This is a genomic window from Seonamhaeicola sediminis (assembly GCF_004358095.2).
Lineage (GTDB): Bacteria > Bacteroidota > Bacteroidia > Flavobacteriales > Flavobacteriaceae > Seonamhaeicola > Seonamhaeicola sediminis.
In genome coordinates this window covers 296,158-320,349 of sequence record NZ_SMZJ02000004.1, presented here as the reverse complement: position 1 = coordinate 320,349, position 24,192 = coordinate 296,158, and the positions used below count along the sequence as shown (strand labels likewise).

The following is a 24,192-nucleotide window of genomic DNA, read 5'->3' as shown; positions in this document are numbered from 1 at the left end:
TAATTTACCCCAACCAACCCTCTCTATCTAAACTTCTATATTGAATGGCTTCACTAATATGAGCGCCATTTACATTTTCAGAAGCTTCTAAATCGGCAATAGTTCTGGCCACTTTCAAAATACGATCATAAGCTCTAGCTGATAAATTCAATCGCTCCATGGCGGTTTTTAACAATTGCTTAGAATTTTCATCTAAAATACAATACTTTCTAATTTGTTTGGTATTCATTTGAGCATTATAATGCACAGTGTCGTTATCTCGAAAGCGTTTACTTTGTATATCTCGTGCTGCAGTCACACGCTTTCTTATGTCTACTGAAGATTCTCCTTTTCTATCGTCAGAGAGTTTTTCAAATGGTACTGGCGTAACTTCAATGTGAATATCGATTCTATCTAAAAGTGGTCCTGAAATTTTGCTTAAATAGCGTTGCATTTCAGCAGGACTTGAGGTTACAGGCGCATCAGGGTCGTTAAAATAGCCTCCTGGACTTGGATTCATACTAGCCACCAGCATAAAAGACGACGGATAAGTAACCGTAAATTTTGCTCTGGATATGGTTACTTCCCTATCTTCCAGAGGTTGACGCATCACTTCTAGAACAGAACGTTTAAACTCAGGCAATTCGTCTAAAAACAAAACCCCATTATGCGATAATGAAATTTCTCCAGGTTGTGGATAAGCTCCGCCACCTACAAGCGCCACGTCTGAAATGGTGTGGTGCGGACTTCTAAAAGGTCTTTGAGCCATTAACCCAGTATTATCTTTTACTCGCCCTACAACAGAATGTATTTTGGTAGTTTCCAAAGCCTCTTTTAGTGCCATAGGAGGTAAAATACTTGGCAGTCTTTTAGCCAACATGGTTTTTCCGGCTCCAGGTGGACCAATTAAAATAATATTATGACCGCCAGCTGCTGCTATTTCCATACACCGTTTAATACCTTCTTGCCCCTTAACATCGGCAAAATCAAAATCTGGAAATTCTAAATTTTTATAAAATTCTTCTCGGGTATCAACAATAGTCTTTTCTAAGGCTTCTCCTTTGTCAAAATAATTAATAACTTGTTTAATATTATCAACACCAAACACCTCTAAATCATTAACAATGGCTGCTTCTTTAGCATTCTGACTTGGAAGGATAAAACCTTTAAAGCCTTCTTCTCTAGCTTTAATAGCAATAGGTAAGGCTCCTTTTATGGGTTGCAAGGAACCATCTAGCGATAGTTCTCCCATAATTAAATACTTATCTAAATCTTCTGCTTTAATTTGATTAGAAGATGCCAAAATTCCAATGGCTAAAGTTAAATCGTAAGCACTTCCTTCCTTTCGTAAATCGGCAGGAGACATATTAATAATAATTTTCTTCCCGGGAATTCTGTAACCGTTGTTTTGTAAAGCTGCAGCAATACGAAAATTACTTTCTTTAATGGCATTGTCTGGCAACCCCACTAAATGATAACCAACACCCTTATCTGTATTAACTTCAACTGTAATGGTGGTAGCCTCTACTCCGAAAACGGCGCTACCAAATACTTTCTTTAGCATAAAACTTGTTTTCAGCTTAAATGTAAGAAAAGTAATTTAACTAATGCTATATTTTAATTTAGCTTTTATTTTTTAATACTTTAACTGTGTAGGTCACTAATAAATCCTCTCCTAGTTTTAAATGAACATCATAAAAGCCACGCCTTTTAAAAGTGTTTTCAAACTCAACTATACGATTTCCGCTATTTAATTGAAATACTTCAATAGGAGAGTTATTAGAATTACTGCCAACCAATAATTCCAGAGCATTAATATCAAAATCTTCAGGAACTTCAAACCTAAAACTTAGTCTGTCATTTTGGAGTACTTCTAGTTTCATTTTTGATAGACCAATAGGTTTAACCCCATATTTAAACGCATTACCATACACTAAGGGCCCGTTTAAAAAATCTTCTATGGTAAATGAATTTCTGGTTAATTTCCATAAACTTTCTAAAGGATAATGACTTTTTACAAATAACTCTGGATCTGTTAAAAAGTACCCATCATTAAAGTTAGCCACAAAATAACCCTCATCTATATGAAAAAACCCGCTAGACCAAGTAGGGTCCGTTAAATACCATTTATTATTTAATTCTATAACATTCCATGAGTGATTAGGGATACTTAACTCATCTATATTAGACAAAACTGTTCTACCATAGCCATGAACCATTTTACAATTTAAGCCTGCTAACAAAGATAATTCTTGAAGCAAATAGGTATAACCTGTGCAAATTGTTTTTTTATGCTTTTTTAAATTCCTGAGTACTTTTTCTCTAAACTGGTTATTCCAATTTTGAAGTGCCACAGTATCATTCTGAAATTTCTTTCGCTTACGTAAATTTAAAACGTGGTTGCCGTGGTCATTTTTAATATTCAGACATATCCAAGTATAAATAGCCCTAAATTTTTCAACATCCGTATCTAAATTTGAAGTAAGCTGATGTACTAATATTGGCAGATTCTGTAAAGAAGCCCCATTAAATTGCTTCGCAACATTATCTGCTTTTTCAAAACTAATATGCTTAAAATCTGTTGCTTGAGAAAAAAGCTTTAGACCAAATAAAAATGATAATACAATCAGTTTCCTCATTTAAAAAACACTCTTTACCTTTTGCCAAATTGATTTTCTAGACTTGTAGGGCCTATTGGTGTCAATAGCTCCCATGAGCTCTACAAGTTCAGCTTGCATGGTTACATTGAGTATCTTTTGGTTGTTTGCTATGGTTACTTTTTTAGGTGAGTACCCAAGAAAACTAAACACTAAAACATCTCCTTCTTTTAATTTTTCTGGAAAGGTGTACTTACCATCAAAATCTGTAGCGGTTCCAATTTTAGTCCCTTTGAGAACAATGCTTAAACCTGGTAGTGGCAAGTTTTCATGATCTAGAACGACTCCCGTTAATAAATCTGCTTGTTGAACCGTTTGAATTGATTGACTAACTTGATTTGAAGTGCCTTTCTGTTGGGCATGTACATTCTGTATAGCAACTAATGAAAATGCTGCTATTAATAAAGCCCTAAAGTAGCTAAGACCTCTTTTAGATTTATAAATTAAAAGGTTAGATGGTGTTTTCATTTGAGATGATTTAAAAATTCCACAAGTGACAGAATAGTTTTGTTTCAAGAACCTGATAAGTTCCGTAGAAGTCATATTTCTAAAGTCTATAACTTCTGTTTTGCAAGTATTACAAAACCCTCCGTTTGAAGTCTTGTTAAAAGTATTGAACTGAGCTTTGCATGGATTGTTGATTGAGATACTAAATTGTGTTTTCATAATTATAGTTTTTTAATATCTCGAAACTAAATGTAAAAAACATTTTAAGGAATTAAGTTTTAGGGAATATAAACTTTGGTTGAGTAAAACCTGTTTCTTATTTAATCAACTTTTCACCAAGTTATCTTTAATTAAATAAAAAAAATTAAAAAAAACAATCAATATACATAATTAAAATTAAATCAATTAGGATATTAACCAATAAATACCTCGTAAATAACATATAAATACTTATTTATCAATGGTTTATAATTTTTTATAAAAAGTTATAAACAATGTGAAATCTATTATAAAAAAGACTAATTTTAACTAAACTAAAAGATCTTTATAAATAATAATTAATATGAAAAACTTTAAATTAAGACTATTTCTAGTCTTAAGTTTATTGCTATTAACGGTTTCATGTGAGGAATACCTGGATATAGCACCAGAAGCTGAAATTGACATTACAGATGTATTTGCAACTTTTCAGTCTTCTCAAGGATTTGTAGAAGAGATGTACAACTTAGTAGTTGAATATGGTACTTCGGGTCATTCCTTTCAGGATTACACTTTTGGGGACGACTCATACAGGGGGAGCCAGTTTAGTGGTGCCGTGGATCGAGGAGAATTGAACAATTGGGTGAACCAACAATACGCTTACCTTGGTAAGAATACACATCAAAATTTACCTGGAGATACTAATAATGCTGAAGCTAGGAAAAGACCAAGAGTTTGGCGTGGTAGTATGTTGGGTATCCGTAAGGCTAATTTGGTAATTGCCAACCAAGATTTAATGGTAGGATTAACCCCGACAGAAAAGAGTGTTATATTGGGGCAAGCTTACTTTTTTAGAGCATTCTTCCATAACGAAATCATGAAGTTCTGGGGGCGTTTTCCACATATCACTGAGGTATATGAAGGAGCCATTACTACACCGCGTCCAGAAACTTACAAAGAAGTAGCGTTGTCTGTTAATGAAGATTACAAAAAAGCTATTGAACTATTACCTGTAGATTGGGATGATGAACCCTACGGGCAAAATACGCTAGGCGACAATGCAGGTAGAGTAACCAAGGGGGCTGCTTACGCATTTCAAGGTAAAAACTTACTTTGGGCGGCTAGTCCGTTAATGCATTTCAATAACCAACCAGGGATTGATACCTATACCTATGATACCGAACTAGCAGCTATGGCTGCCGAGGCTTTTGCAGAAGTGCTTAAGCTAGAACAAGCTGGTGAGTATTCCTTAGCAAAAAACATGGAAGACTACAAGAAGGTATTATGGGAAACACCAGCAAACAGGTGGCCTGGTTTAGCTCCAGAAGCTAAAGAATTAATTTTTGCAGGTTCAGGAGGTTCATCTGTTGGTCAAACAATTGCTTTTATGGCAGCTGGTATTCCAAGACCTATTGGTCAATCGTCATCAGGAAATGAAAGTGCGACCCATAATTTTATATACAATAATTTTGGAATGGCCAACGGATTGTCTATTGAAGATGATATGAGTGGTGCTTATGGCACCCCAACTTATGACCCTACTAAACCATTTGACAATCGTGACCCTCGTTTTAAAGCATGGATTTTTACAGATAGAGACCAGATTTCAACCAGAGGAGGTGTGCCGGCAGCAAATAAATTTGCCCAGTTATGGGATGATGGAAGTGGTAATTCTGGTTCTCACCGTGGCGCGAATAATGTTTCACAAACAGGTTACATGTTTAAGAAGTTTTATCCAGAGATTAATGGTCAATACCATGTACAGCAAGGAAACAATATTATTAGAAGATTTACAGGAATGCGCATTCATATGAGATTAACAGATGTGTACCTCATGTATGCAGAGTCCCTTCATGTTGCTAAAGGAGCTACTACAGCATCTAACGGTTTTGGATTAACTGCAGAACAAGCTATCAATACACTAAGAGATAGAGCGGGAGTTCCTCATGTACATCCTGCCATTGTTGCAGACAATACTAAGTTCATGGACGAATTGAGACGCGAAAGAGCTGTAGAATTATCTTGGGAAGCACACCGATGGATGGATATACGCCGTTGGGGAGTTGCCCATGAAGATAAATACAAAATGAAAACAGGGTTATATTTTGATAAAGATTGGACTTTCTTTGAAGAGTTCCTTATTGTAGAGCGTGTGTGTGAATATCCAAAACACTATTGGTTACCTTTTGAAGCGAATCAAACACAATTTTATGAAGGTTTCCCTCAAAACCCAGGGTGGTAAGCTTTGATATTTTTAAATAATTTTTACAAAGAGTCTTCTAAAATTAAATAGAAGACTCTTTTTTTAGTATTAATTAGCAAATCCTAAAAGTATAAAAAAATCCCGCAAGCAGGCGGGATTTTTAAAACTAGTCATGATAAACCTGAATGAATTCAGGTTATATTTAAATATTATTTAGCTGTATTTAAAAACTTTGGTTTGATTACTAACATGGCCCAAGCCCAGTTTTGCGTATCTTTTACACCAGGCAAATCTGCTACTTCACTTGGCTCAAAGAAATGAGAATACCCCCCTACTAAAGTAAACTCCTTAAATTTTTTGGCTAAAACAATATCTATTTCCGATCCTAAATCGTTACCCAAACCGTCAAGATCTGATTGTTCTGTAAAGTAGTGTCCTGCTAGTGTAACTGCAACCCCAGAAATTTTGGTTGCATAAGATAATTGAAAATCGTTTAATCCACCCGCATTTGCGTGGTTACCAACATAGAATCTATCAATTAATCCATTAAATGCGTGGTTTGTACCATATAATGGAAAGAATGCTGCCGACTCAGAATTTCTACCTGAAATACGCTCTACTGTACCCGTAAGTGAGCTTTTATCACTCAATTTTAAGTTTGCCGCTAAACTTGCTAAATAAGCACCCTTAACATCTACTCCACCTATTCTCTGTCCTTCTTGTACAAATAAGTTTGTAGTTAACTTAACACCACCTAAATTATAGTCTGCATGAATACCAGCAGTTATTAAACTGGATTTATTTGATCCGTCTACATTTGAATCTTGGAATGTATTCACTAAACCCAAGAAAGTAAAATTCAGTTTCTCCCCTTTACTATTTGCTCTTGCAAAAACCATATCTCTGTAAGAGAACAATGCTGATGTATTGTAAACTTCATCAGTAGTAGTATTTAAAGACCCTCCCAAATCAAGGCTAAATTTTTCCTTTTTATACTTATAAACAGCGGCATCATGAGTACGTGCTTGTTGTGCCCATCCTAAACCACCAAGAATTCTTTGATCATCATAAGATAATTGTTGACGGCCGAGTTTTAGACTAGAAAATTCACCTAATTTTAAATCTGCCCAAGCTTCTTGTACTCTAAAGTTACCATTTCCATTTGTTGCAGTCTGTGGTCGGTCACCAAATGCAAATACTTCTTGAAAACTTGTATAAACAGTATAAGTTTCTGCTTTATACTTGGCATTTAATGCTGCTCTTACCGTTGTTCTAATGAATCCTTCATCTGCATCGGTAGCCGTTTGAGCTGGAAATGTGCCTCCTGTAAAGTTTCCTCCGTTTCCAAAATACTCACTACGTGGCCTAAATTCACCATCCAAAGTAAACTGTGCTTGTGCAAATTGCACCGCTAAGGCCAAAATTGTTATTAATACGTATTGTTTTCTCATGTTTTCTAATTTTAATTTTCTTTATTGAATTAGTTATTTATTATTGAATTGAATTAGTTATTTATTCATTGTATGAAACATCGAAGCAAATATAAAAAGACCTTTATATCTCTTTTATGACAAAACTCATGTTTGTAACTGCTTTTTTCATATTAATTTTAATGTTCCAAGAAATCGATTAAGTGTTTTCTATATTTATAATAATCGTCATGCTCAAGAACCGCTTTACGCGTTCTTGGACGCTCAAAGTCAATTTCTAAAACATCTCCAATTTTAGCTCTAGGACCACTGGTCATCATCACCACTCTGTCTGCTAAAAATATAGCTTCATCCACATCATGGGTAATCATAACTGCTGTAATTTTTTCTTTATTCCAGATATCAATTAATGTATCTTGAAGCTCTCCTCTAGTTAAAGAATCTAGCATCCCAAAAGGTTCATCTAACAACAACACTTTGGGCTTTATAGCAAACGCCCTAGCAATACCAACCCGCTGCTGCATACCTTGTGATAAATCTGAAGCTTTTTTATGAAAGGCATCTTCTAAACCAACCTTTTGTAAATAATACTTTGCAATGTCATTTCGTTGAGCTTTGGTAGCATCAGGAAATACTTGGTTAACACCTAACATTACATTTTGAAGTGATGTCATCCAAGGCATTAAGCTAGGCGCTTGAAAAATAACACCTCTATCAGGACCCGGCCCCTTAATATGTCTTCCTAATACCGAAATATTACCCCCAGAAATTGGGTTTAGTCCAGCTATCATAGATAACATGGTAGTTTTTCCACAACCAGAATGCCCAATGATGGTAACAAACTCTTCCTTTTTAATTTGAAGATTTAAATCTTCTAAAACCACATAATCGCCTTTTGGTGTTGGATAAACTTTCTTTAGCTGCCTTAAATCTAGCATCACTTCATTTGAAGGGAACAATCCGTTTTCCAAGAGACCTGTTGTTTTTTTATCTGCAATTGTTGTACTCATTTGATGCTATTATTTAAATTGATAAACAAAATCTTTTGGAGTTAAATCTGGTAGTACATATTCTTCTGTTGCTTCAGATTTTCTTTCATTACCTATATCCATTAAATACTCTATTATGGCATTACGCGTTTTTTTAAAGCTTTCATTGTCATTCATCTCGGTTTTATCACGAGGTCTTTCAATGTCAATTTTGAACTCTGGCCCCAAAGTAGCTCTTGGACCTGGTCTTAAAGGAATGATTCTATCTGCCATGTAGATACCTTCATCTACATCATTGGTAATCAATAAAGCGGTACGCTTATCCTTTCCCCAAATATTTAAAATCTGATCTTGAAGTGTTCCTCTTGTTAAAGCATCTAAAGCTCCTAAGGGCTCATCCATAATAATCATATCTGGTTTCATAGATAAAGCTCTTGCAACAGCTACCCGTTGACGCATTCCTCCAGATAATTCTCTTGGTAACTTATTTATAGCAGGGGTTAAACCTACCATTTCTATATAATGAGCTGCTTTACGTTTATAAACTGCTTTTTCTCGTTTAGGAAAAGCTTCCTTAACAGCCATTAAAACATTTTGCTCTACGGTTAACCAAGGTAATAATGAATAATTCTGAAAAATAACCCCTCTTTCGTGACTTGTACCTGAAACAGGTTTTCCTTTAAATAAAACTTCTCCACTGCTTGGTTCCAACAAGCCATTTATTAAGTTAACTAAGGTTGTTTTTCCACTTCCTGTAAATCCTACAATGGCTACAAACTCGCCCTCTTCAATAGATAGGTTGATATTTGATAGTACCTCGGTAGCATAATCACCTTGACCGTAAGTTTTACTAATATTATGTAATTCTAAGTATGCCATTTTCTTGTTGTTTATTCGTTTATTCGTTTATTCGTTTAATTGTTTATTCGATTACACGATTCCACATTTAAATATTTCAACACCATTATATTGCATCCGTTTTTTCAAAAGACACGGTGTTTTGAACAAATAACATTAACCTGTCTAATAAGAATCCTATGATGCCTATTACAAACATGGCCACAATAATTTTTGCATTAGAATCATTAGCGCCATTTTGGAATTCTTCCCATACAAAGGTCCCTAAACCTGGGCTTTGTGCTAATAACTCAATAGCAATTAGTACCATCCACCCTACTGACATTGTAATCTTTAAACCTGTAAATATTAATGGTAAAGACGATGGTAAAATCACTTTAAATATTTTTTGAAACGTTCCCAACTTCAGCACTTTTGCAACATTGATGTAATCTTTATCTACAGAAGACACTCCCATAGCTGTATTTACTAAAGTTGCCCACATAGAACATAAACCAACACTGATAAATGAAATGGTAAATGAGCTATCCTCACTAGAGTCAATTAATAATGTCTTTACAATCATGAATACTAACAAGTACCAAACTACAGGAGATACTGGTTTGAAAATTTGGATAAACCAGTTAAAAGCACTCTTTAAAGTAGGACTTAACCCAATGAATATTCCAAGTGGCACGGCAATAAAAAGCGCTAACAAGAACCCTGCAAATACCGTTTTTAAGCTTCTGAAAATCTGGTCAACAAACGATGGTCTACCGGTATAAACAATAGGTTCTTTACCCTCAGCAATACGTTTAGCATTGAGTGTTGCCGTTTTTTCTGCAAATTCAGTCTTATCAGCACTAATAATTTGGTGATCTTTCAATAAAGATTTATAAGAATCCCAAACCTTAGCTGGTGAAGGCAATGTATTTGGTTGACAACTAATGTCTCCCGAAGCAATGCATTCACGCATTGCTTCGGCAGCCTCAGGACCTTGATCATTAAGAGCTTTTTCTATTTTAAATTCTGCTTCTGTGTTGTATAAAGACTGAGAGCCTAAGTGCCACAGACCTAAAAATAATAGTATGGAAGCAATTGGTACGACTACTTTACGAAGAAAACCTTTAAAATCTTCTTTTTCTAACTTCCCAGTGAATAAGTCTTTTAGTGTGCTTAAAAAACCTAATCCCATAAACTTGGTTACTTTTCCTAATGTTATACTTTGCTTCATGACTAATCAAACTATTTATTAAGTAAATTTCTTTTTATTTTACAGCCTCGTCTTTGTTTCCAATTGTGAAACTGTTAATATACCCTATTGGATCTTTAGCATCGTAGGTAGTACCATCAATAAAATCTGATGTTGCGGGCTTATAGCCATCTGTTGTTGGAATATCGCTTGCTGGAATATTTCCTTCCTCTACTAAAAGGTTAGCAGCTTTTGTCCAAATATCTGGTCTGTATATATCTTTAATTGTTTTCTCATACCAGTCTGCTGGTTTAGATTCTGGAATTTGCCCCCATCGTCTCATTTGAGTTAAGAACCAAATTCCATCTGAGTAGAACGGATAGGTTGCATTGTACTTGTAGAATACGTTAAAATCTGGCATATCTCTTTTATCACCTTTCTCAAATTCAAAAGTACCTGTCATTGAGTTTGCTAATACAGCTTCATCAGCACCAACATATTGAGACATAGAAAGGATTTTCACAGCCTCTGCTCTATTTCCTGGTTCATCTAACCATTTACCTGCTCTTATTAAAGCTTTAGTAACTGCCACTGCTGTATTTGGGTATTCTTCAACAAATTTCTTTGTCATAACAAATACTTTCTCAGGGTTGTTTTTCCAGATATCGTAGTTAGTAGTTACTGGCACTCCAATGCCCTTAAATACTGCCTGTTGATTCCATGGCTCACCCACACAGTAACCATAAATTGTACCTGCTTCTAGCGTTGCTGGCATTTGTGGTGGCGGTGTTACAGATAATAAAACCTCAGCATCAATTTGCCCTTGTACGTTTTCAGCAGTATACATTCCCGGATGAATACCAGCTGCTGCCAACCAATATCTTATTTCATAATTGTGGGTAGATACTGGAAATACCATACCCATTTTAAAAGCTTTACCACTGGCTTTGTAATCTGAAATTACAGGTTTTAGAGCATCGGCCTTGATAGGATGAATTGGTTTACCATTTGAATCTTTAGGCACATTAGGTTTCATTTTAGACCAAACATCATTTGAAACAGTAATACCATTACCATTTAAGTCCATTGAAAATGGTGTCACTAACTCTGCTTGACGACCAAAACCAGCACCAGCAGCAATAGGCTGACCCGCTAACATATGAGACCCGTCTAACTGTCCATCAATTACTCTATCTAACACGTTCTTCCAGTTTGATTGTGCCTCTACAGATACAAATAAACCTTCATCTTCAAAGAATCCTTTTTCTTTGGCAATAGCTAAGGGCGCCATATCTGTTAATTTTATAAAACCAAAAGTTAACTGTGGTTTTTCAATGTCTAGTGTTTTAGTTTTTGAAGTTTCTGTAGAAACATTTTCTGCTATAGCTGCATCCTTTTTCTTGTTACCACAAGAAAATAATATAACCGCCACCGGCAGGATTAAGATTGATTTTTTAATTAGTGCTTTCATATTCATTGTTTTAATTAATTTCTAAGTAATAATACTTAATTTTTAAGCAAATATATAAGTATAATAACTTCTGTTTCATGATGAACACCATGTGAAAAACACTTTTTATACCACAAAAAAACCTGCTAAAAAGCAGGTTTCAAAATTAACTATTTGATATAAAGACAATTGATATGTGTGACTTTATACGTGGTTACAAAATATTATTACTTAGAATTAAGTACATACTTAGTTTTTATTTAATTTTTTAAGCCATTCTTCTTGAGAAAGTGCAATATATTTTTTGTCTGTTCCATATGGATCTAATCCTCCTTCAAAATACTTTTGAACATCAAGCAAAGGAATTGTATCCTTCATTTTTTCAGGAACTTCATACCGGTGGTTACCATGAAAATCATGACATTGAATACAGGTATTCCACTGCTTTTGTGAAATTAAATCTTCATGAGAAACATCCAGAGGGTCATTCTCAACTACTAATTCTTGATGGCAGTTCATACAGTAATCAGCTGTTTTGAGAGATACGCGTTCTTTATCATGATGTTCTGTATGGCAAGTAATACAAGTGGTTGTGTTAATTACTTTAATAGCATCTTTAAATCTAGGTTCTGAAAATCGGTAAGTTGGGTGCCTATCATTAGCTCTATCATGGCATTCTAAACAATTATCTACGGTTACATCTTGCGTTCCAAAATCTACCCCCTCACTTCTATTACCGAAAGCATGGGATATATTAGACTGAATTTGTTGCATCAAATTTCCTTTAGCATCTGCATGACATGCAAAACAGGATAAATCTTGATGCCCTGTATTCATTGGACCTATGGAGATATACTTTTCTGTAGAATCCAACGTCAATATATAAAATAAGGAACTACCAAGTATTAAACCAATAATTCCTCCTATCACTTGCCGTTTTCGTAAAGGGCTTATTTTAAACATAGACTAACTTTTTATCTAAATTTCTATAACAACTTTTTCACTCAAAGGATAAGTGATACAGGTAAGTATGCTACCACTTGCAACATCTTCATCTGCTAACAGGTGACCATCAGTCATTTTTACTTCACCTTCTATACATTTAGCCTTACATGTAGAACACATTCCTGATCTACATGAATATGGTATCACAATATTGTCTGACATAGCCTGATTAAGGATTGACTTATCACCTCTTACTTGTAATTGGTACTCTTTTCCTTTATACTTAAGGGTAACATCGCTCAATAAATTTTTACCAGATACCTTAATCTGCGGTGCCTTAAAAACCTCTAGTTTTATTTTATCTCTTGTAATACCATTGTCTTTTAAAATTTCTTTTATCTTTTCCATGTAGCCAAAAGGACCACATATCATGTAAGCATGTTCACTACTATAGCTAATATCATGCTTTAAAAAGATTTTATCAATAAGTCTACGTGTTGCCAAACCAACATGATAGTTATTATTGGGACCATCATAAACAGACACAATATGCTCTACAGCAAACTTATTTGAATACTCATTTTCTAGCGCTTTGATTTCCTTATGAAAAATAATGGATTCTAAATTTTGATTAGCGTATACCAAAAGAACTTTAGAGTCTTTTTCCTCCGTTAGAACGGATTTTACTATGGAAAACATGGGTGTGACACCACTACCACCAGCAAATAAAACATATTGCTTTTTAGTTTTATTATTTGGATTAATACAAAATGAACCTGCAGGGGCATCTACTTCCAGTTTATCTCCAATTTTAAGATTATCATGTAGATAGTTAGAAACTACCCCCTTTTCAACACGTTTTATAGTTATTTTCAAATCCTTGTCTGTGTAAGGATTACTACTAAATGAGTAAGCACGCTTATGAACCTTATTACCAATAGGTACATGTATAGTTAAAAACTGACCAGGTTTGTACTTTAGTTTCTTAAAGAAGTTACCATTTTTAAGAGATAAACTTACAGCATCATTGGTTTCTCTTATTATATCTTTAACTACTAATTTCATAGATTTACTTGTAATAAAACACCATTACTATATGGAATACCATAAGAATGGTAATAATTAATGATAACGATACATGACCAATCATCCAGCCTTTAAATAGTGTATCACTGTTATTTTTAATAACGTCTAGATTGAAATATCCTAGAATGGTATTTGAAAAGAATATATAAGATAGTAAAAGTAAATATCCATAACCCATTCCTATACTGTGTATGTAAAAAATCAACGGACTAATAGCTCCTAACCATTTGTGTATATTCTGCATTGACATAGCATATTTTCTTAGTTTTTTGCTAGTTCTCACAAGAGATAGCAGCCATTGAAAAGCTATTAGAAGCCCCAACAATAAACCAGACCATCTTTTGTACATTTCGTCTTGTTGCATTTCTAACAGCCAAGACCATTCAATTTTTAGAAAAAATTGTACAAAAAATGCCACGAAAAGTAACAAGCCAAAAAGCGTAGATTTATTATTACTTAATACCATTATGAATATAAATATTAAATAATATCACAATCAGAGGCCCATACTATGTAAGTAATGAGCCAGATTGCAACATTCATTAACACTAAAATTATTTATTTAGAAGCTACTAACTGCTTCATTGTTTCATAAGACGCTAGTTTTCTAACACTATCTAAGAAAACTTCGGCTGTTGGTAGATAGTTTCCTTCTTCTGGCCATTTACTGCCAATTTCTGGTTTTTCACTTTCTTTGAAGGCTTCGATTTCATCTAAGTATTCCATGTATATATCTACTGTACCTTTAGCATAAGAATTCAATACTGCTACTGTTTCTTTGTATGTTAGGGAGTCTTTTGGATATTGCCATGTTGTTGCCCCCATAACATCTCCCAATTTCCAATCAGATTTGGCTGTTTGTGGGTGTTCATTATGACAAGATACACAGGCACCTGCGCTTGCTAAATCTGCAAACATAGCTGTGTGTAATTTTTGATCTTCGTCATAAAAAAATTGAGGTTTTTGATCCTTTTTAATCTGTGAAAATAATTCAGCTTGTTTACCTTCAAATTTATTGGCTGCATTTACTGGAAAATCTGAACCTAAGTAAAGACCCAACGGAACTGGTCCCTTTCTAATACTTGTGGCCACACCTCTAAGAAATAATGCTGGAAGCGGACCTGCCTCAATATCATCTTTTCTCCAATCTTCATCGAATTTCATGCCTTGCTTTTTACCCTTGCCAACAATAGCTTTTGTATAGAGCGTTCTTGTCACATCATTCTCTTTGGCTACCATTTCCAGAACTTCTTCGACAGAAAATGTTTTTTCTTCTAAAGCTACTGCAGATTTTTCCTCTGGTACACCGCCACATGAAATTAGTAGCGTACTCAATATAGTAAGTGCAATGATTCTGTTTTTAATTTTAGTTAATTCCATAATTCCTTCTTTTATGTGTTAGTTATTAATATGCTGCTTTAATCATGACATCTGCCATAATACCATATACAGAAGCCCAAGCTGCTTTTACCTCGGGAGTAAAGTCGTCTCCTAGGCCAGCTTCTAGCGTACTTAGAAGTGCTGAACCTACAGTTTCGTAATGAAAAGCCTCTACCTTATACTCTACATGACGTTTACCTAAATCTTGAAGGATTGGTATTAAAGCGTCAAGATTACTCAAACCAGCCACAGCTGCCGCTAGCATGGACATTAGTTTGTTACCCTGTTGTTTCATAGCTCCCTCGTCACTAGGAAAAAGTGGTTTCAACTCTGGATCTAATTCAAATAGTTTACCGTAAAAAATCTCTGCAGCGGCAGGGGCTATAGGTTTTACTTTTTCAAAAGATTCTTGTACAAGTGTTATTGTTTTTTGTTCCATAGTATATTGCTTTTGTAATAAATTTTCTCACCAGAAAATAAATAAGTATTAATACTTATCTGAAAACAAAATTATAAGTACAGAACTAAAATTAATATGTATATACACAGGAGAAAATATCTTTTTACCTCAGATATTTATCTAAAAAAAAACAGCTGATAAACTGTTTTTACACCATACTTTAGAATTTATGGTTTTTATGAATATGGAATAATCTCAATTATTAACTATCTAAGAAATAGTTGTGTTCGCTTATTTCGCGGCGCAGTAAATCGATATCGTTGATACCAATTTTTTTTCCACTAGCACTAATCAGCCCCTCTTTTTTTAATGCAGAAAAAATCCTAATGACTTGTTCTTCAGAAGTACCTGCATAGTCGGCATATTCTTTTCGGCTTAAAGGCAAATTTAAAAAGCCATTTAATTCACCAAATTTTCTATTTATGTAGAGTAAAGTATCTACAACACGTTCCCTAACGGTCATTTGGGATAACGATTTTACCTTAGACTCACTTTTGTTTAGCTCGTTAGCATAAAAAAGCATCATATCGTAGGTAAACTGAGGGTTATCGCGCAATGCCTTCTGCAAAGCATCTTTAGAAAAATAACACAATAAACTATCTTCTAAGGCAACAGCACCTATAGAATAATACTCTTCGGTACCAAAGCCGCGGTGACCAATTATCTCGCCTTCTTTAGCAAAACGAACTATTTGTTCCTTACCGTTAATACCTGTTCTAAAAACTTTTACTTTTCCTCCTAGAATGAAAAACAAACCATTTACAGGGGCGCCTTCAATTACAAACTGTTGTCCTTTTTTACAGAATATCTCATTTTTACTTTCTAAAAATTCAGTATTTTCAAAAGAATTATAATTCCGTTTTATTAGGCATTTAACGTTCTCACAAAGTCCACAGGAAACCTTGCCAGTCGATCCTCGTTTTGATTTTAAATAAGGCGTAGAAGCAACCATAGTGTTTAGTGTTACATCAAATATACGTAATACTACTTAGTTTTAAAGTAATGAAGTCCATTTTTGATAAGGTGATAATTTAATGAGTTTAATTTTAGAATAACCGAAAAATAGATATCCTTAATTTACGAAATGAACAATACCTTATTTTGAAAAACACTCTACCCTTATGGGCATGTAAAAAAAACTATGTAACTTACACGATAATTTTCGTACATGTACGGTCATTTTTTTATACCACACCTACTTAACAAATTAATCATAAGAAAAATTAAGAGATTTTTGTTCAAGAATCACCTCTTTATTTTTTTTACATTACACTATATATCAACATATTCACAACAAACCCCTCAATTTTCTCAATATTTACAGAATCCGTTTGTTATAAATCCAGCAATGACAGGAGTTGAGAATTATATAGATATAAATGCCTCTCATAGAAACCAATGGTTAGGTTTTGATGGTGCCCCTAGAACATCTACGTTTAGTATTAATAGTTCTCTGTATCGTTCTAGAGCAAGTTATTTACCTAACGAAGGTACCACACATCATGGTTTGGGTGTTTTTCTTTACACGGATACTAACGGACCACTTTCTCAAAATGGACTCTATGGAAGCTATGCTTATCATCTTAAGGTCTCAGAAGAATGGTTTTTATCCTTTGGGACATTTGCTGGTGTTTCTCAATTTAGATTCGACGATAGAAAAGTTGTTTTGTTGGACAACCCCATCGACCCTCTTGTTCAAAATGTTTCAGAATTAAACTTTGATTTAAGTTTTGGTCTATATGCCTACTCGAAGTATCTTTTTTTAGGTATTGCAGCAAATAAAATTTTGAACAAAGAAATTCGATTTTCAGATGCGTCAACTGAAGAATCTTTATTACCTAGTTATAATTTACTTCTGGGTAGTAGAATATCAATTAACGATGCTCTCACAGTTGTACCTTTCTCTTTATTAAAAACGGTAAAAAACTCGCCAATACAATGGGATGCTGGTATTAAAACAGTTTACAATGATAAGTTCTGGGGAGGTTTAGCTTATCGTAACGAGGAAGCCATTATAGGCTTTTTGGGTTTACGCCTTACAGAAAACCTACTTTTAAGCTATTCTTACGACTGGATTACCGCGGATTTTAGCACACAACAGTCTGGCTCTCACGAAATAATTATTGGATACCGGTTTAACCCAAGAAAATTACTTTGTGCTTGCCCACAATATTCCTTATAATGAAGAAGCTACTAAAAATAATGATATTATGCCTTCCTTATTTTTTTGGGACACAAGAAACTCTTGCCCAACCAAGATTGGATTTTGAATTTGGTAATTTTGGCCATTGGATTTTAGATACAGGGGTTAGGGTAGACAATGAAATAATTTGGAACCCAAGACCTGCTGACAACTTAGGCCTTCAAATAAAACTAATGAGTCCTTCTAGCACTCCTAAAGACCACCTTGGATTAGACTGTTTACCTATACCAGTTGATTTACCAACCACATTTCCCGCTGGTAGGTTCTCTGCACGTTTAGGTGATAGAAAAGGCGGTAATAATGTGGCTAAAATTAGTAGCACGTTCACCGTTACCGAAAACGCTACATTTCTAAACTATAGCTATGCTATTGTATTGGAGGATCCAGGACATGGTGCAGAGGAACAACCTAAGTTTGTTGTCAATATTAAAGACTCTATGGGAAATTTAGCAACTTGTGGAGAGTTTGAGGTATCTGCAGGCCCCGATGCAGACAATAACGGTTTCATCTATTGTGAAGGGGATTATCAAATACTACCATGGACAACCAGCGGTGCAGACTTAACACCTTATATAGGTGAAGACATTACCATTGAATTTATGATATTAGATTGTTCTCTTGGTGCACATGGTGCCTATGCCTATGTAGATGCGTCCTTAGGTGCTTTAAAAATAAACGTTGAAAACTTATGTAATAATGGTGATACCGCTACATTACATGCACCTGAAGGGTTTTCTGAATATTTATGGTCTACCGGAGAAACCACCCCCAGTATAACAATTGAGAACGCTCAATATGGAGAAAATTACAGTGTTACACTTATCTCAAACACAGATTGCTCTAAGACCATTTATACTAATTTAGCACCAAAATCTACAGCTAGAATAGATGCCTTACCAGATGAAGAGATTTGCTTGGGCGGCAGTGTTTTTGTTCAACCCAAAGGGGTAAATGTAGGAGATTTTCGTTTTACAAGGCCAGACCCCACAAACCCAGGAGAATACATTGATGTTGCTCCCATTGGTGCCTCTGCGGTATTAAGTCCAATAAAAAATACAACGTATACAATCATTGCTAGAAATAAAAATGGATGTGAGGGTTTATCTACCACTCTTAAAGTAAACGTAATAAATTCTGACGACCCTCCATTTCCCAAAGCAGATTTTGAAATTGAAACTCTAACCGAGGGAACAGAAAACATATGCAATACAATACAACTTAAAAATCTTTCAGGTTACTGTAAAGGAGGACTTACTTATAATTGGGACTTTGGAGATGGTACCAAAAGCTCAGAAACTAATCCTTTGCATACATTTCCCACTACTAACGAAAACACAACCTATATAATCACATTAACAGTAACATCAGCAGATAGTAACGCAATAATAACAAAATCTGTAGAGTACAACACTTTTATTTTAGCAGATTTCTCTACTTCGAAATTAGATTGTGAAACTATTTCTATTGTAAATTCCAGTAATATTTGCAGTAATTCAATATCTGAATTCACACCTTTAGTTTACAGTTGGAACTTTGGTGATGGCAGTCCAAACATTACGACCTCTAATAACGAGCCTTCATTAACACACATATACTCTAAGTCTGGAACTTATGATATTACCCTTACCATTACAAATATAAATGAGCCAGGAGTAATTATTTCAACTTTCAGTAGAATCGTTCGTATTGATTTAGAGACCAATGTAGACTTTAACTATAGAATTAATTGTCTTGATGTAACTTTTGAGGACTTGTCCGTTCAGTGCTCAACTAAAACAACCTATATCTGGGATTTCGGAGATGGCAGCCCTACCAGTAATCAAGAAAACCCTAAGCATATTTATACTACTCCTGGGACTTACGAAGTGTCTCTAACAATTCTTGACGGAACTGAAAGCTTATCACAAACTAAAGAAATTTCGGTAACTACAACAGAGACGATACCAGATTTTGAATTAGATATAAAGTGTGACATTGTTAGCTTTACAAACTTTACCAATAGCTGTGATGAATTAACTTATACATGGGATTTCGGAGATAGCAGCCCTTTCAGTACTGAAAAAAACCCAACACATCGATATGATTTAAACAAAACCTACAATGTTACACTTACTGTAAATGATGGACTCAAGGATTTTAGCATATCAAAATCTTTTACCACAGGAAATGGCCTTACTGGTTATAACATACCTCAAGATATGATATTATGTAGAAACCCGAGTGCAACCAATACACCAATATTTGATTTAGCTGCTCAAAAAGATTTTATTTTAAGAGGTTTGGCAAACAACAATATCGAATTACCATCAGTTAGTTTTCACTTAAACGCTCCCGAGGCTTTCAATGGTCTACGGCCACTACCTTTAGAATTTACAAGCTTTTCAAGTTCTCAAAAAATTTATGCCAGAATTGCTAATCAAAATGGTTGTGTTGAAGTATTTATGTTTTCACTTAATATATTAAATACACCAACAGTTAATCTTATTGAAAATATTCACCTGTGTTCTTTTAATCAAAGCAATACTGAATATGATTTGTCTCAACTAAATGCGAAGATTTTTGATGGTATAGACCAATCGAATATCAAATTAAGTTATCATCTTTTTGAGAATGATGCCGTTCTAGGTACTAATAAAATAACAGAATTAAATCTTAACGCTGGTCTCGATATACTTTTATATGTACGTTCAGAACACATCACGGACAGTAGGTGCTTCGAATTAAGCACATTTCAAATTAGGATGGACAATGACGATACGGATACAAACAATCGTTGTATGCCATTTTTCGCTAACACCATGACACCAAATGGTGATGGTCGTAACGATACCTTTTTCATAAAAAATATCGAAAAATTTTCTAACAATACGCTAACAATATACAACCGATGGGGAAATATGGTTTACCGTACTACGGGTTATAACAACACTTGGAACGGAATGCATAAAGGAAAACCTCTCCCATCTGGAAACTATTATTACTACTTTCAACTAAATGATGGTACCAATAGGTCACACTCTGGATACATAACCATTTTGAGATAGACTACCCTACGATTTAAACTTGATTACTTTTTGTGAGGTAAAACCAATTAACTACTTCTTGTAACGTAGTTTTCCTATTTCAATACCTATTGCTGTTTTAGCTAGAATAGTAAATACAAAAGCTCCTAAAGCCCAAATACCAAGCGTAACACCTATTTCAATTCCAGTGGGCATATATTCGGCTATTTTACCATAAGGTCCGGGAATAAAACCAGGAACAATTAAACCAAAGCCTTTTTCAATCCAAATAGCAATGAACAATATAAAACAAGCAAAGTATAGGACTTTAAAATTGTTCCTGAGCTTATGGAAAGTCAACATTACAGTAGCTAAAACGTTCAATGGTATGGCCGTCCAAATCCAGGGCAACAATGCATCTTTCCCATGTAAACCAAAGAAAAGATAATAGGCACTTTCACTGTGGTGTGTAGGTGCATAAAACTCCTTGAACAACTCAGAAATAAGCATAATCAAATTAATCTGAGCTGCTACTGTAACCACCATAGCTATCTTTTTAATAGTCTTATTTTCAATTTTAAAAGAAGTATATGTTCTAATAACTGCCAAAACCAAAATTATAAGCGCTGGTCCTGCTGCAAAGGCAGAAGCTAAAAACCTAGGTCCTAATAAAGCATTGTTCCAAAACGGTCTAGCCTGTAAACCTTGATACAAAAATGCAGTTACCAAATGAATGGCCACGGCCCAAAAAACTGATAAAAAGGCACCTGGAATATAAACACTTTTCTTAGATTCTTTGCCTTGATAGTGTCTAAACAAGATATAAAAAGGTATAGTAATATTTAAAAACAGATATCCATTAAGAACTAAGACATCCCAGGTTAACATAGAGTTGGGAAAATTAAATACACCAATTCCTGGAATCATGTGCCAAAGAACCGAGGGTCCTCCCATATCTGCTATTACAAAGGCTAAACACATAACAAGTGCTGCTACAGCAACACCTTCTCCAATTAATACAGCTTGTTTAAAATCGATATCTTTTAATACATACGTTGGCATTACCAACATAACAGCTGCAGCCGCAACCCCCACCAGAAAAGTGAAATTTGAAATATATAATCCCCAGCTAACCCTATCTGTCATTCCTGTTACACTCAATCCTTCTTTGAGCTGAATAGAATAACAATACATCCCAACCAACATCATAAAGGTTAAAGCCGCCATCCATAAATGATACTTCTTAGAACCGCGCGTTATAGTATCTAAACTATCTCTTACTAAACTTTTAAAAACTTTAATTTGTCTCATGTAATTAACTCATTATTAGTCCATAAAATACCAAAACTTAGGTTCTGTTCCTAGGTCTTCTTTTAGCCTAAATACTTTCTTGTTCTCCAGTACCCATCTAATGGTACTGTTTGGGTCTAGTAGATTTCCAAAAATACGCGCTCCTGTTGGACACGCTTCAACACAAGCAGGGTTTTTACCCGCTCTAGAGCGTTGCACACAGAAGGTGCATTTTTCCATAACACCTTTTTTACGAAGGCGGTTACCCAAGTAGTGTTGGTTTTTATTGATTTCTTCTTCTGGTACTTCAGGTTTACTCCAATTAAAACGTCGTCCATCGTAAGGGCATGCCGCCATACAATATCTACAGCCCACACACCAATCATAATCAACCACAACCAGCCCATCATCTTCTCTCCATGTGGCTTGTACCGGACAAACATTTACACAAGGTGGATTATCACAATGAAAACATTGGGTTCCCATATAAAAATGACCTTCGGCAGGCACTTCATGGTAATAATTATCATCGGCTTCACTAAAGTTAAATCCATTTCCGTCTTTCATTTCATGAATACGGATGTATTGCATTTGTGAGTTTCTATCTTGGTTGTTCTCTTCAACACAGGCACTCACACAGTCCATATAACCTTGACACTTTGAAATATTGAAAGCATAACCGAACAGGACATTTTCCTCGGCATTTTTAGCCGACATATTAATGGTCTTTCCGGTACGTAATTGATACGAACGTACTAACCTATCTACAGTGGCTTGCTTTTCTTCATCTGTCATTAACTTGTAGTTCCCCTTAAACTGCTCTTCCCAATCAATTTGGGCTTTTTCCTTGCTTTCATCACCAGAAAACATACTACAAGAAGTACTTACGGCTCCAGCTCCAATAGCTAAACTCGCTGCTAATTGTTTAAAGGCTGAACGACGGTCCATTTTCACATCAAATACCTGTTCAAAACCGTTTTTTCTTTCTTCAATTTTATCAGTTTCCTCATGATTATGTCCACCACAACCACCAGATTGCTTTCCACAACTGCAACTACTGGAAGTTTCTTGGTTCTTACGGCCAATATTTAAGGAAAACCATTTTTTGTTATTGCTGCTCATACCTATTCTTATTCTCTTTCTTTTATTTTTTGTGTATTAAAACGTGCCGGCCATCTCTTCTCAAAATGGGGTTTGTGCGGATTATGACAATTCACACAAGTCATAGATGCTCTTGGTGGCGCCCAACCTCCAATACGTTTCCCATGTGCGCCGCCTTTCCAATCTTCAAATTGTTTGGTATGACACTGGTTACACAAATTATAACTGTTATTAAAATCGATACTGTTACCTGTTAAACTCTTAAGGTTGTCCATATCATTTCCATCGTGACATGTAGCGCAGTTCATGGTGTTTTCATTGGCATGGTGCAACTTAATATCCCAATGCGCTTTTTTACCATCCTTACTTTGTAATTGTGATAATGGCTTGGAATGACACTCTGTACAGGCATATGACTTTATATGACGCTTTCTTTCTGGAATTAAAAAAGTGTGCCCTCCCTCTGTAATCTCAATAGTTTCAATACCTTCCAAATAAGCTTCAGAAGACAAAGAAACACCATGATAATTTTCGCTTTCTGCTTTAATTTTGTCCGTTACTCCGTGATATTCTCCTTCGCCATGTTTACATGAAAAGAACAAAAGCGATATAAACGAAATACAAACTATTCTATGTATAATGTAATTATTCATTGCTATTTGCTCTTTTAAAGGTTCCTATATCGGTCATTTCTTTATTGTTTGGAACGTGACATTGCCTGCAATTAATACGCTCTGGATGCGTAACTCTTATTTCCTTTGGCGCACTTGGCCCTGCGTGACAGGACAAACAATTTTCGTGCATCTGAATTTGATGCGGAATAATTGGTGGGCTTCCAGCCAAGGCATTATTAATTCCTGCTTTGGGTGCAGCAACACTTCTATGCTCAAAAGGCTTAAATACCCCACTCGTATTTGTTGGCACATGACATTGCCTACAATTAACCAATTCTGGATGCGGCACTACAGGCGCGTAAGCATTAAATTTTTCAGTAAAACCACCATTTTCATGGCATTTTAAACAAGTATTTGCCCCAATTGTCATTTCATCTTTTATAGGGTGTGGAATACTTGGTGGTGCCCCGTGATAAGCTCTGTTATCATAATAATTTTTTAAAGATCTTTGATGATTTTCGTCTACGGGCATATTAGCGTAATCCAACGCATGTTCAGACCGCTCAAAAACCCCTTTCTCTGATGGAATAATAGAAGACACTTCTGTACTTCTTTCAAAAGGAATATAAGCTTCTTCTTTTCCAATTTGATAGCTAAAATTCCAAACAGCGATAAACGCAATAAATAGAATAATAAATAATGAAATGATACCCAGTCGTTTTTTCATAA

The 24,192-nt window shown here is 35.0% G+C and carries 21 protein-coding genes; 3 read left to right on the top strand and 18 right to left on the bottom strand.

Translation table 11 applies throughout. The annotated features are described in order from the left end of the window. Window positions 1–4: 4 nt before the first annotated feature. The 3 genes from E1J38_RS07765 to E1J38_RS07755 are packed head-to-tail and all read right to left on the bottom strand — an operon-like array spanning window position 5 to window position 3,302. Window positions 5–1,543, bottom strand: a complete 1,539-nt coding sequence (locus tag E1J38_RS07765) for a YifB family Mg chelatase-like AAA ATPase (RefSeq protein WP_133355478.1) — start codon at window positions 1,541–1,543, stop codon at window positions 5–7. A gap of 58 nt (window positions 1,544–1,601) precedes the next feature. Continuing rightward, window positions 1,602–2,618: a transglutaminase domain-containing protein gene (locus E1J38_RS07760; protein WP_133355477.1), complete on the bottom strand. Its 1,017-nt coding sequence runs from the start codon at window positions 2,616–2,618 to the stop codon at window positions 1,602–1,604. Next, a complete protein-coding gene (locus E1J38_RS07755; RefSeq protein ID WP_133355476.1) occupies window positions 2,619–3,302 on the bottom strand; it encodes a carboxypeptidase-like regulatory domain-containing protein in 684 nt (227 codons plus the stop codon). It lies immediately after the preceding gene. A gap of 343 nt (window positions 3,303–3,645) precedes the next feature. Here E1J38_RS07755 and E1J38_RS07750 point away from each other — a divergent pair, with 343 nt between their 5' ends. After that, complete coding sequence (locus E1J38_RS07750; RefSeq protein WP_133355475.1) at window positions 3,646–5,523, top strand: RagB/SusD family nutrient uptake outer membrane protein; 1,878 nt, start codon at window positions 3,646–3,648, stop codon at window positions 5,521–5,523. 170 nt (window positions 5,524–5,693) lie between these two features. Here the strand turns inward: E1J38_RS07750 and E1J38_RS07745 are convergent, their stop codons facing one another. The 11 genes from E1J38_RS07745 to E1J38_RS07695 all read right to left on the bottom strand — a co-directional run bounded on the left by E1J38_RS07745 (window position 5,694) and on the right by E1J38_RS07695 (window position 16,205). Then, window positions 5,694–6,935 carry an alginate export family protein gene (locus tag E1J38_RS07745; protein ID WP_133355474.1) on the bottom strand — a complete coding sequence of 414 codons (1,242 nt, stop codon included), beginning with the start codon at window positions 6,933–6,935 and terminating at the stop codon, window positions 5,694–5,696. A gap of 158 nt (window positions 6,936–7,093) precedes the next feature. Then, on the bottom strand, window positions 7,094–7,924 hold the full coding sequence (locus tag E1J38_RS07740) for an ABC transporter ATP-binding protein (RefSeq protein ID WP_133355473.1): 831 nt from the start codon (window positions 7,922–7,924) through the stop codon (window positions 7,094–7,096). A 9-nt stretch (window positions 7,925–7,933) separates the two neighbouring features. Then, window positions 7,934–8,782, bottom strand: coding sequence for an ABC transporter ATP-binding protein (locus E1J38_RS07735; protein ID WP_133355472.1), 849 nt, complete (start codon window positions 8,780–8,782; stop codon window positions 7,934–7,936). Window positions 8,783–8,867: 85 nt separating this feature from the next. Next, a complete protein-coding gene (locus E1J38_RS07730) occupies window positions 8,868–9,974 on the bottom strand; it encodes an ABC transporter permease (RefSeq protein WP_133355471.1) in 1,107 nt (368 codons plus the stop codon). 34 nt (window positions 9,975–10,008) lie between these two features. Beyond that, window positions 10,009–11,403, bottom strand: a complete 1,395-nt coding sequence (locus E1J38_RS07725; RefSeq protein ID WP_133355470.1) for a CmpA/NrtA family ABC transporter substrate-binding protein — start codon at window positions 11,401–11,403, stop codon at window positions 10,009–10,011. Between the two features lie 228 nt (window positions 11,404–11,631). Further along, window positions 11,632–12,345, bottom strand: a complete 714-nt coding sequence (locus tag E1J38_RS07720; protein WP_133355469.1) for a cytochrome c3 family protein — start codon at window positions 12,343–12,345, stop codon at window positions 11,632–11,634. A gap of 15 nt (window positions 12,346–12,360) precedes the next feature. Beyond that, the gene (locus tag E1J38_RS07715; RefSeq protein WP_133355468.1) at window positions 12,361–13,392 is read right to left on the bottom strand and encodes a ferredoxin--NADP reductase; all 1,032 of its coding nucleotides are present in this window, start codon (window positions 13,390–13,392) and stop codon (window positions 12,361–12,363) included. Between the two features lie 4 nt (window positions 13,393–13,396). Further along, the gene (locus E1J38_RS07710; protein WP_255449825.1) at window positions 13,397–13,777 is read right to left on the bottom strand and encodes a hypothetical protein; all 381 of its coding nucleotides are present in this window, start codon (window positions 13,775–13,777) and stop codon (window positions 13,397–13,399) included. 194 nt (window positions 13,778–13,971) lie between these two features. Continuing rightward, window positions 13,972–14,793: a c-type heme family protein gene (locus E1J38_RS07705; protein WP_133355466.1), complete on the bottom strand. Its 822-nt coding sequence runs from the start codon at window positions 14,791–14,793 to the stop codon at window positions 13,972–13,974. Between the two features lie 25 nt (window positions 14,794–14,818). Next, on the bottom strand, window positions 14,819–15,232 hold the full coding sequence (locus tag E1J38_RS07700; RefSeq protein ID WP_133355465.1) for a globin family protein: 414 nt from the start codon (window positions 15,230–15,232) through the stop codon (window positions 14,819–14,821). Window positions 15,233–15,455: 223 nt separating this feature from the next. Continuing rightward, window positions 15,456–16,205 (bottom strand): Crp/Fnr family transcriptional regulator, encoded by a 750-nt coding sequence (locus E1J38_RS07695; protein WP_133355464.1) that lies wholly within the window; start codon window positions 16,203–16,205, stop codon window positions 15,456–15,458. A gap of 216 nt (window positions 16,206–16,421) precedes the next feature. Here E1J38_RS07695 and E1J38_RS07690 point away from each other — a divergent pair, with 216 nt between their 5' ends. Continuing rightward, entirely contained in the window at window positions 16,422–17,435 is a 1,014-nt protein-coding gene (locus tag E1J38_RS07690) for a PorP/SprF family type IX secretion system membrane protein (RefSeq protein ID WP_133355463.1), read from the top strand. Next, window positions 17,435–20,500, top strand: a complete 3,066-nt coding sequence (locus tag E1J38_RS07685) for a T9SS type B sorting domain-containing protein (protein ID WP_133355462.1) — start codon at window positions 17,435–17,437, stop codon at window positions 20,498–20,500. The genes E1J38_RS07690 and E1J38_RS07685 overlap by 1 nt, the downstream gene beginning before the upstream one ends. A 51-nt stretch (window positions 20,501–20,551) precedes the next feature. Here E1J38_RS07685 and dsrP read toward each other — a convergent pair whose 3' ends face one another. Genes dsrP through E1J38_RS07665 form a run of 4 tightly spaced genes read right to left on the bottom strand, consistent with a single transcriptional unit; the run spans window position 20,552 to window position 24,190 of the window. Next, window positions 20,552–21,769: a sulfate reduction electron transfer complex DsrMKJOP subunit DsrP gene (dsrP, locus tag E1J38_RS07680; protein ID WP_133355461.1), complete on the bottom strand. Its 1,218-nt coding sequence runs from the start codon at window positions 21,767–21,769 to the stop codon at window positions 20,552–20,554. Between the two features lie 15 nt (window positions 21,770–21,784). Next, window positions 21,785–22,870: a 4Fe-4S dicluster domain-containing protein gene (locus E1J38_RS07675; RefSeq protein WP_133355460.1), complete on the bottom strand. Its 1,086-nt coding sequence runs from the start codon at window positions 22,868–22,870 to the stop codon at window positions 21,785–21,787. Between the two features lie 8 nt (window positions 22,871–22,878). Then, the gene (locus E1J38_RS07670; protein ID WP_133355459.1) at window positions 22,879–23,502 is read right to left on the bottom strand and encodes a cytochrome c3 family protein; all 624 of its coding nucleotides are present in this window, start codon (window positions 23,500–23,502) and stop codon (window positions 22,879–22,881) included. Beyond that, window positions 23,495–24,190 carry a nitrate reductase cytochrome c-type subunit gene (locus E1J38_RS07665; RefSeq protein WP_133355458.1) on the bottom strand — a complete coding sequence of 232 codons (696 nt, stop codon included), beginning with the start codon at window positions 24,188–24,190 and terminating at the stop codon, window positions 23,495–23,497. Before E1J38_RS07665 ends, E1J38_RS07670 begins: the two co-directional genes overlap by 8 nt. Window positions 24,191–24,192: the final 2 nt, after the last annotated feature.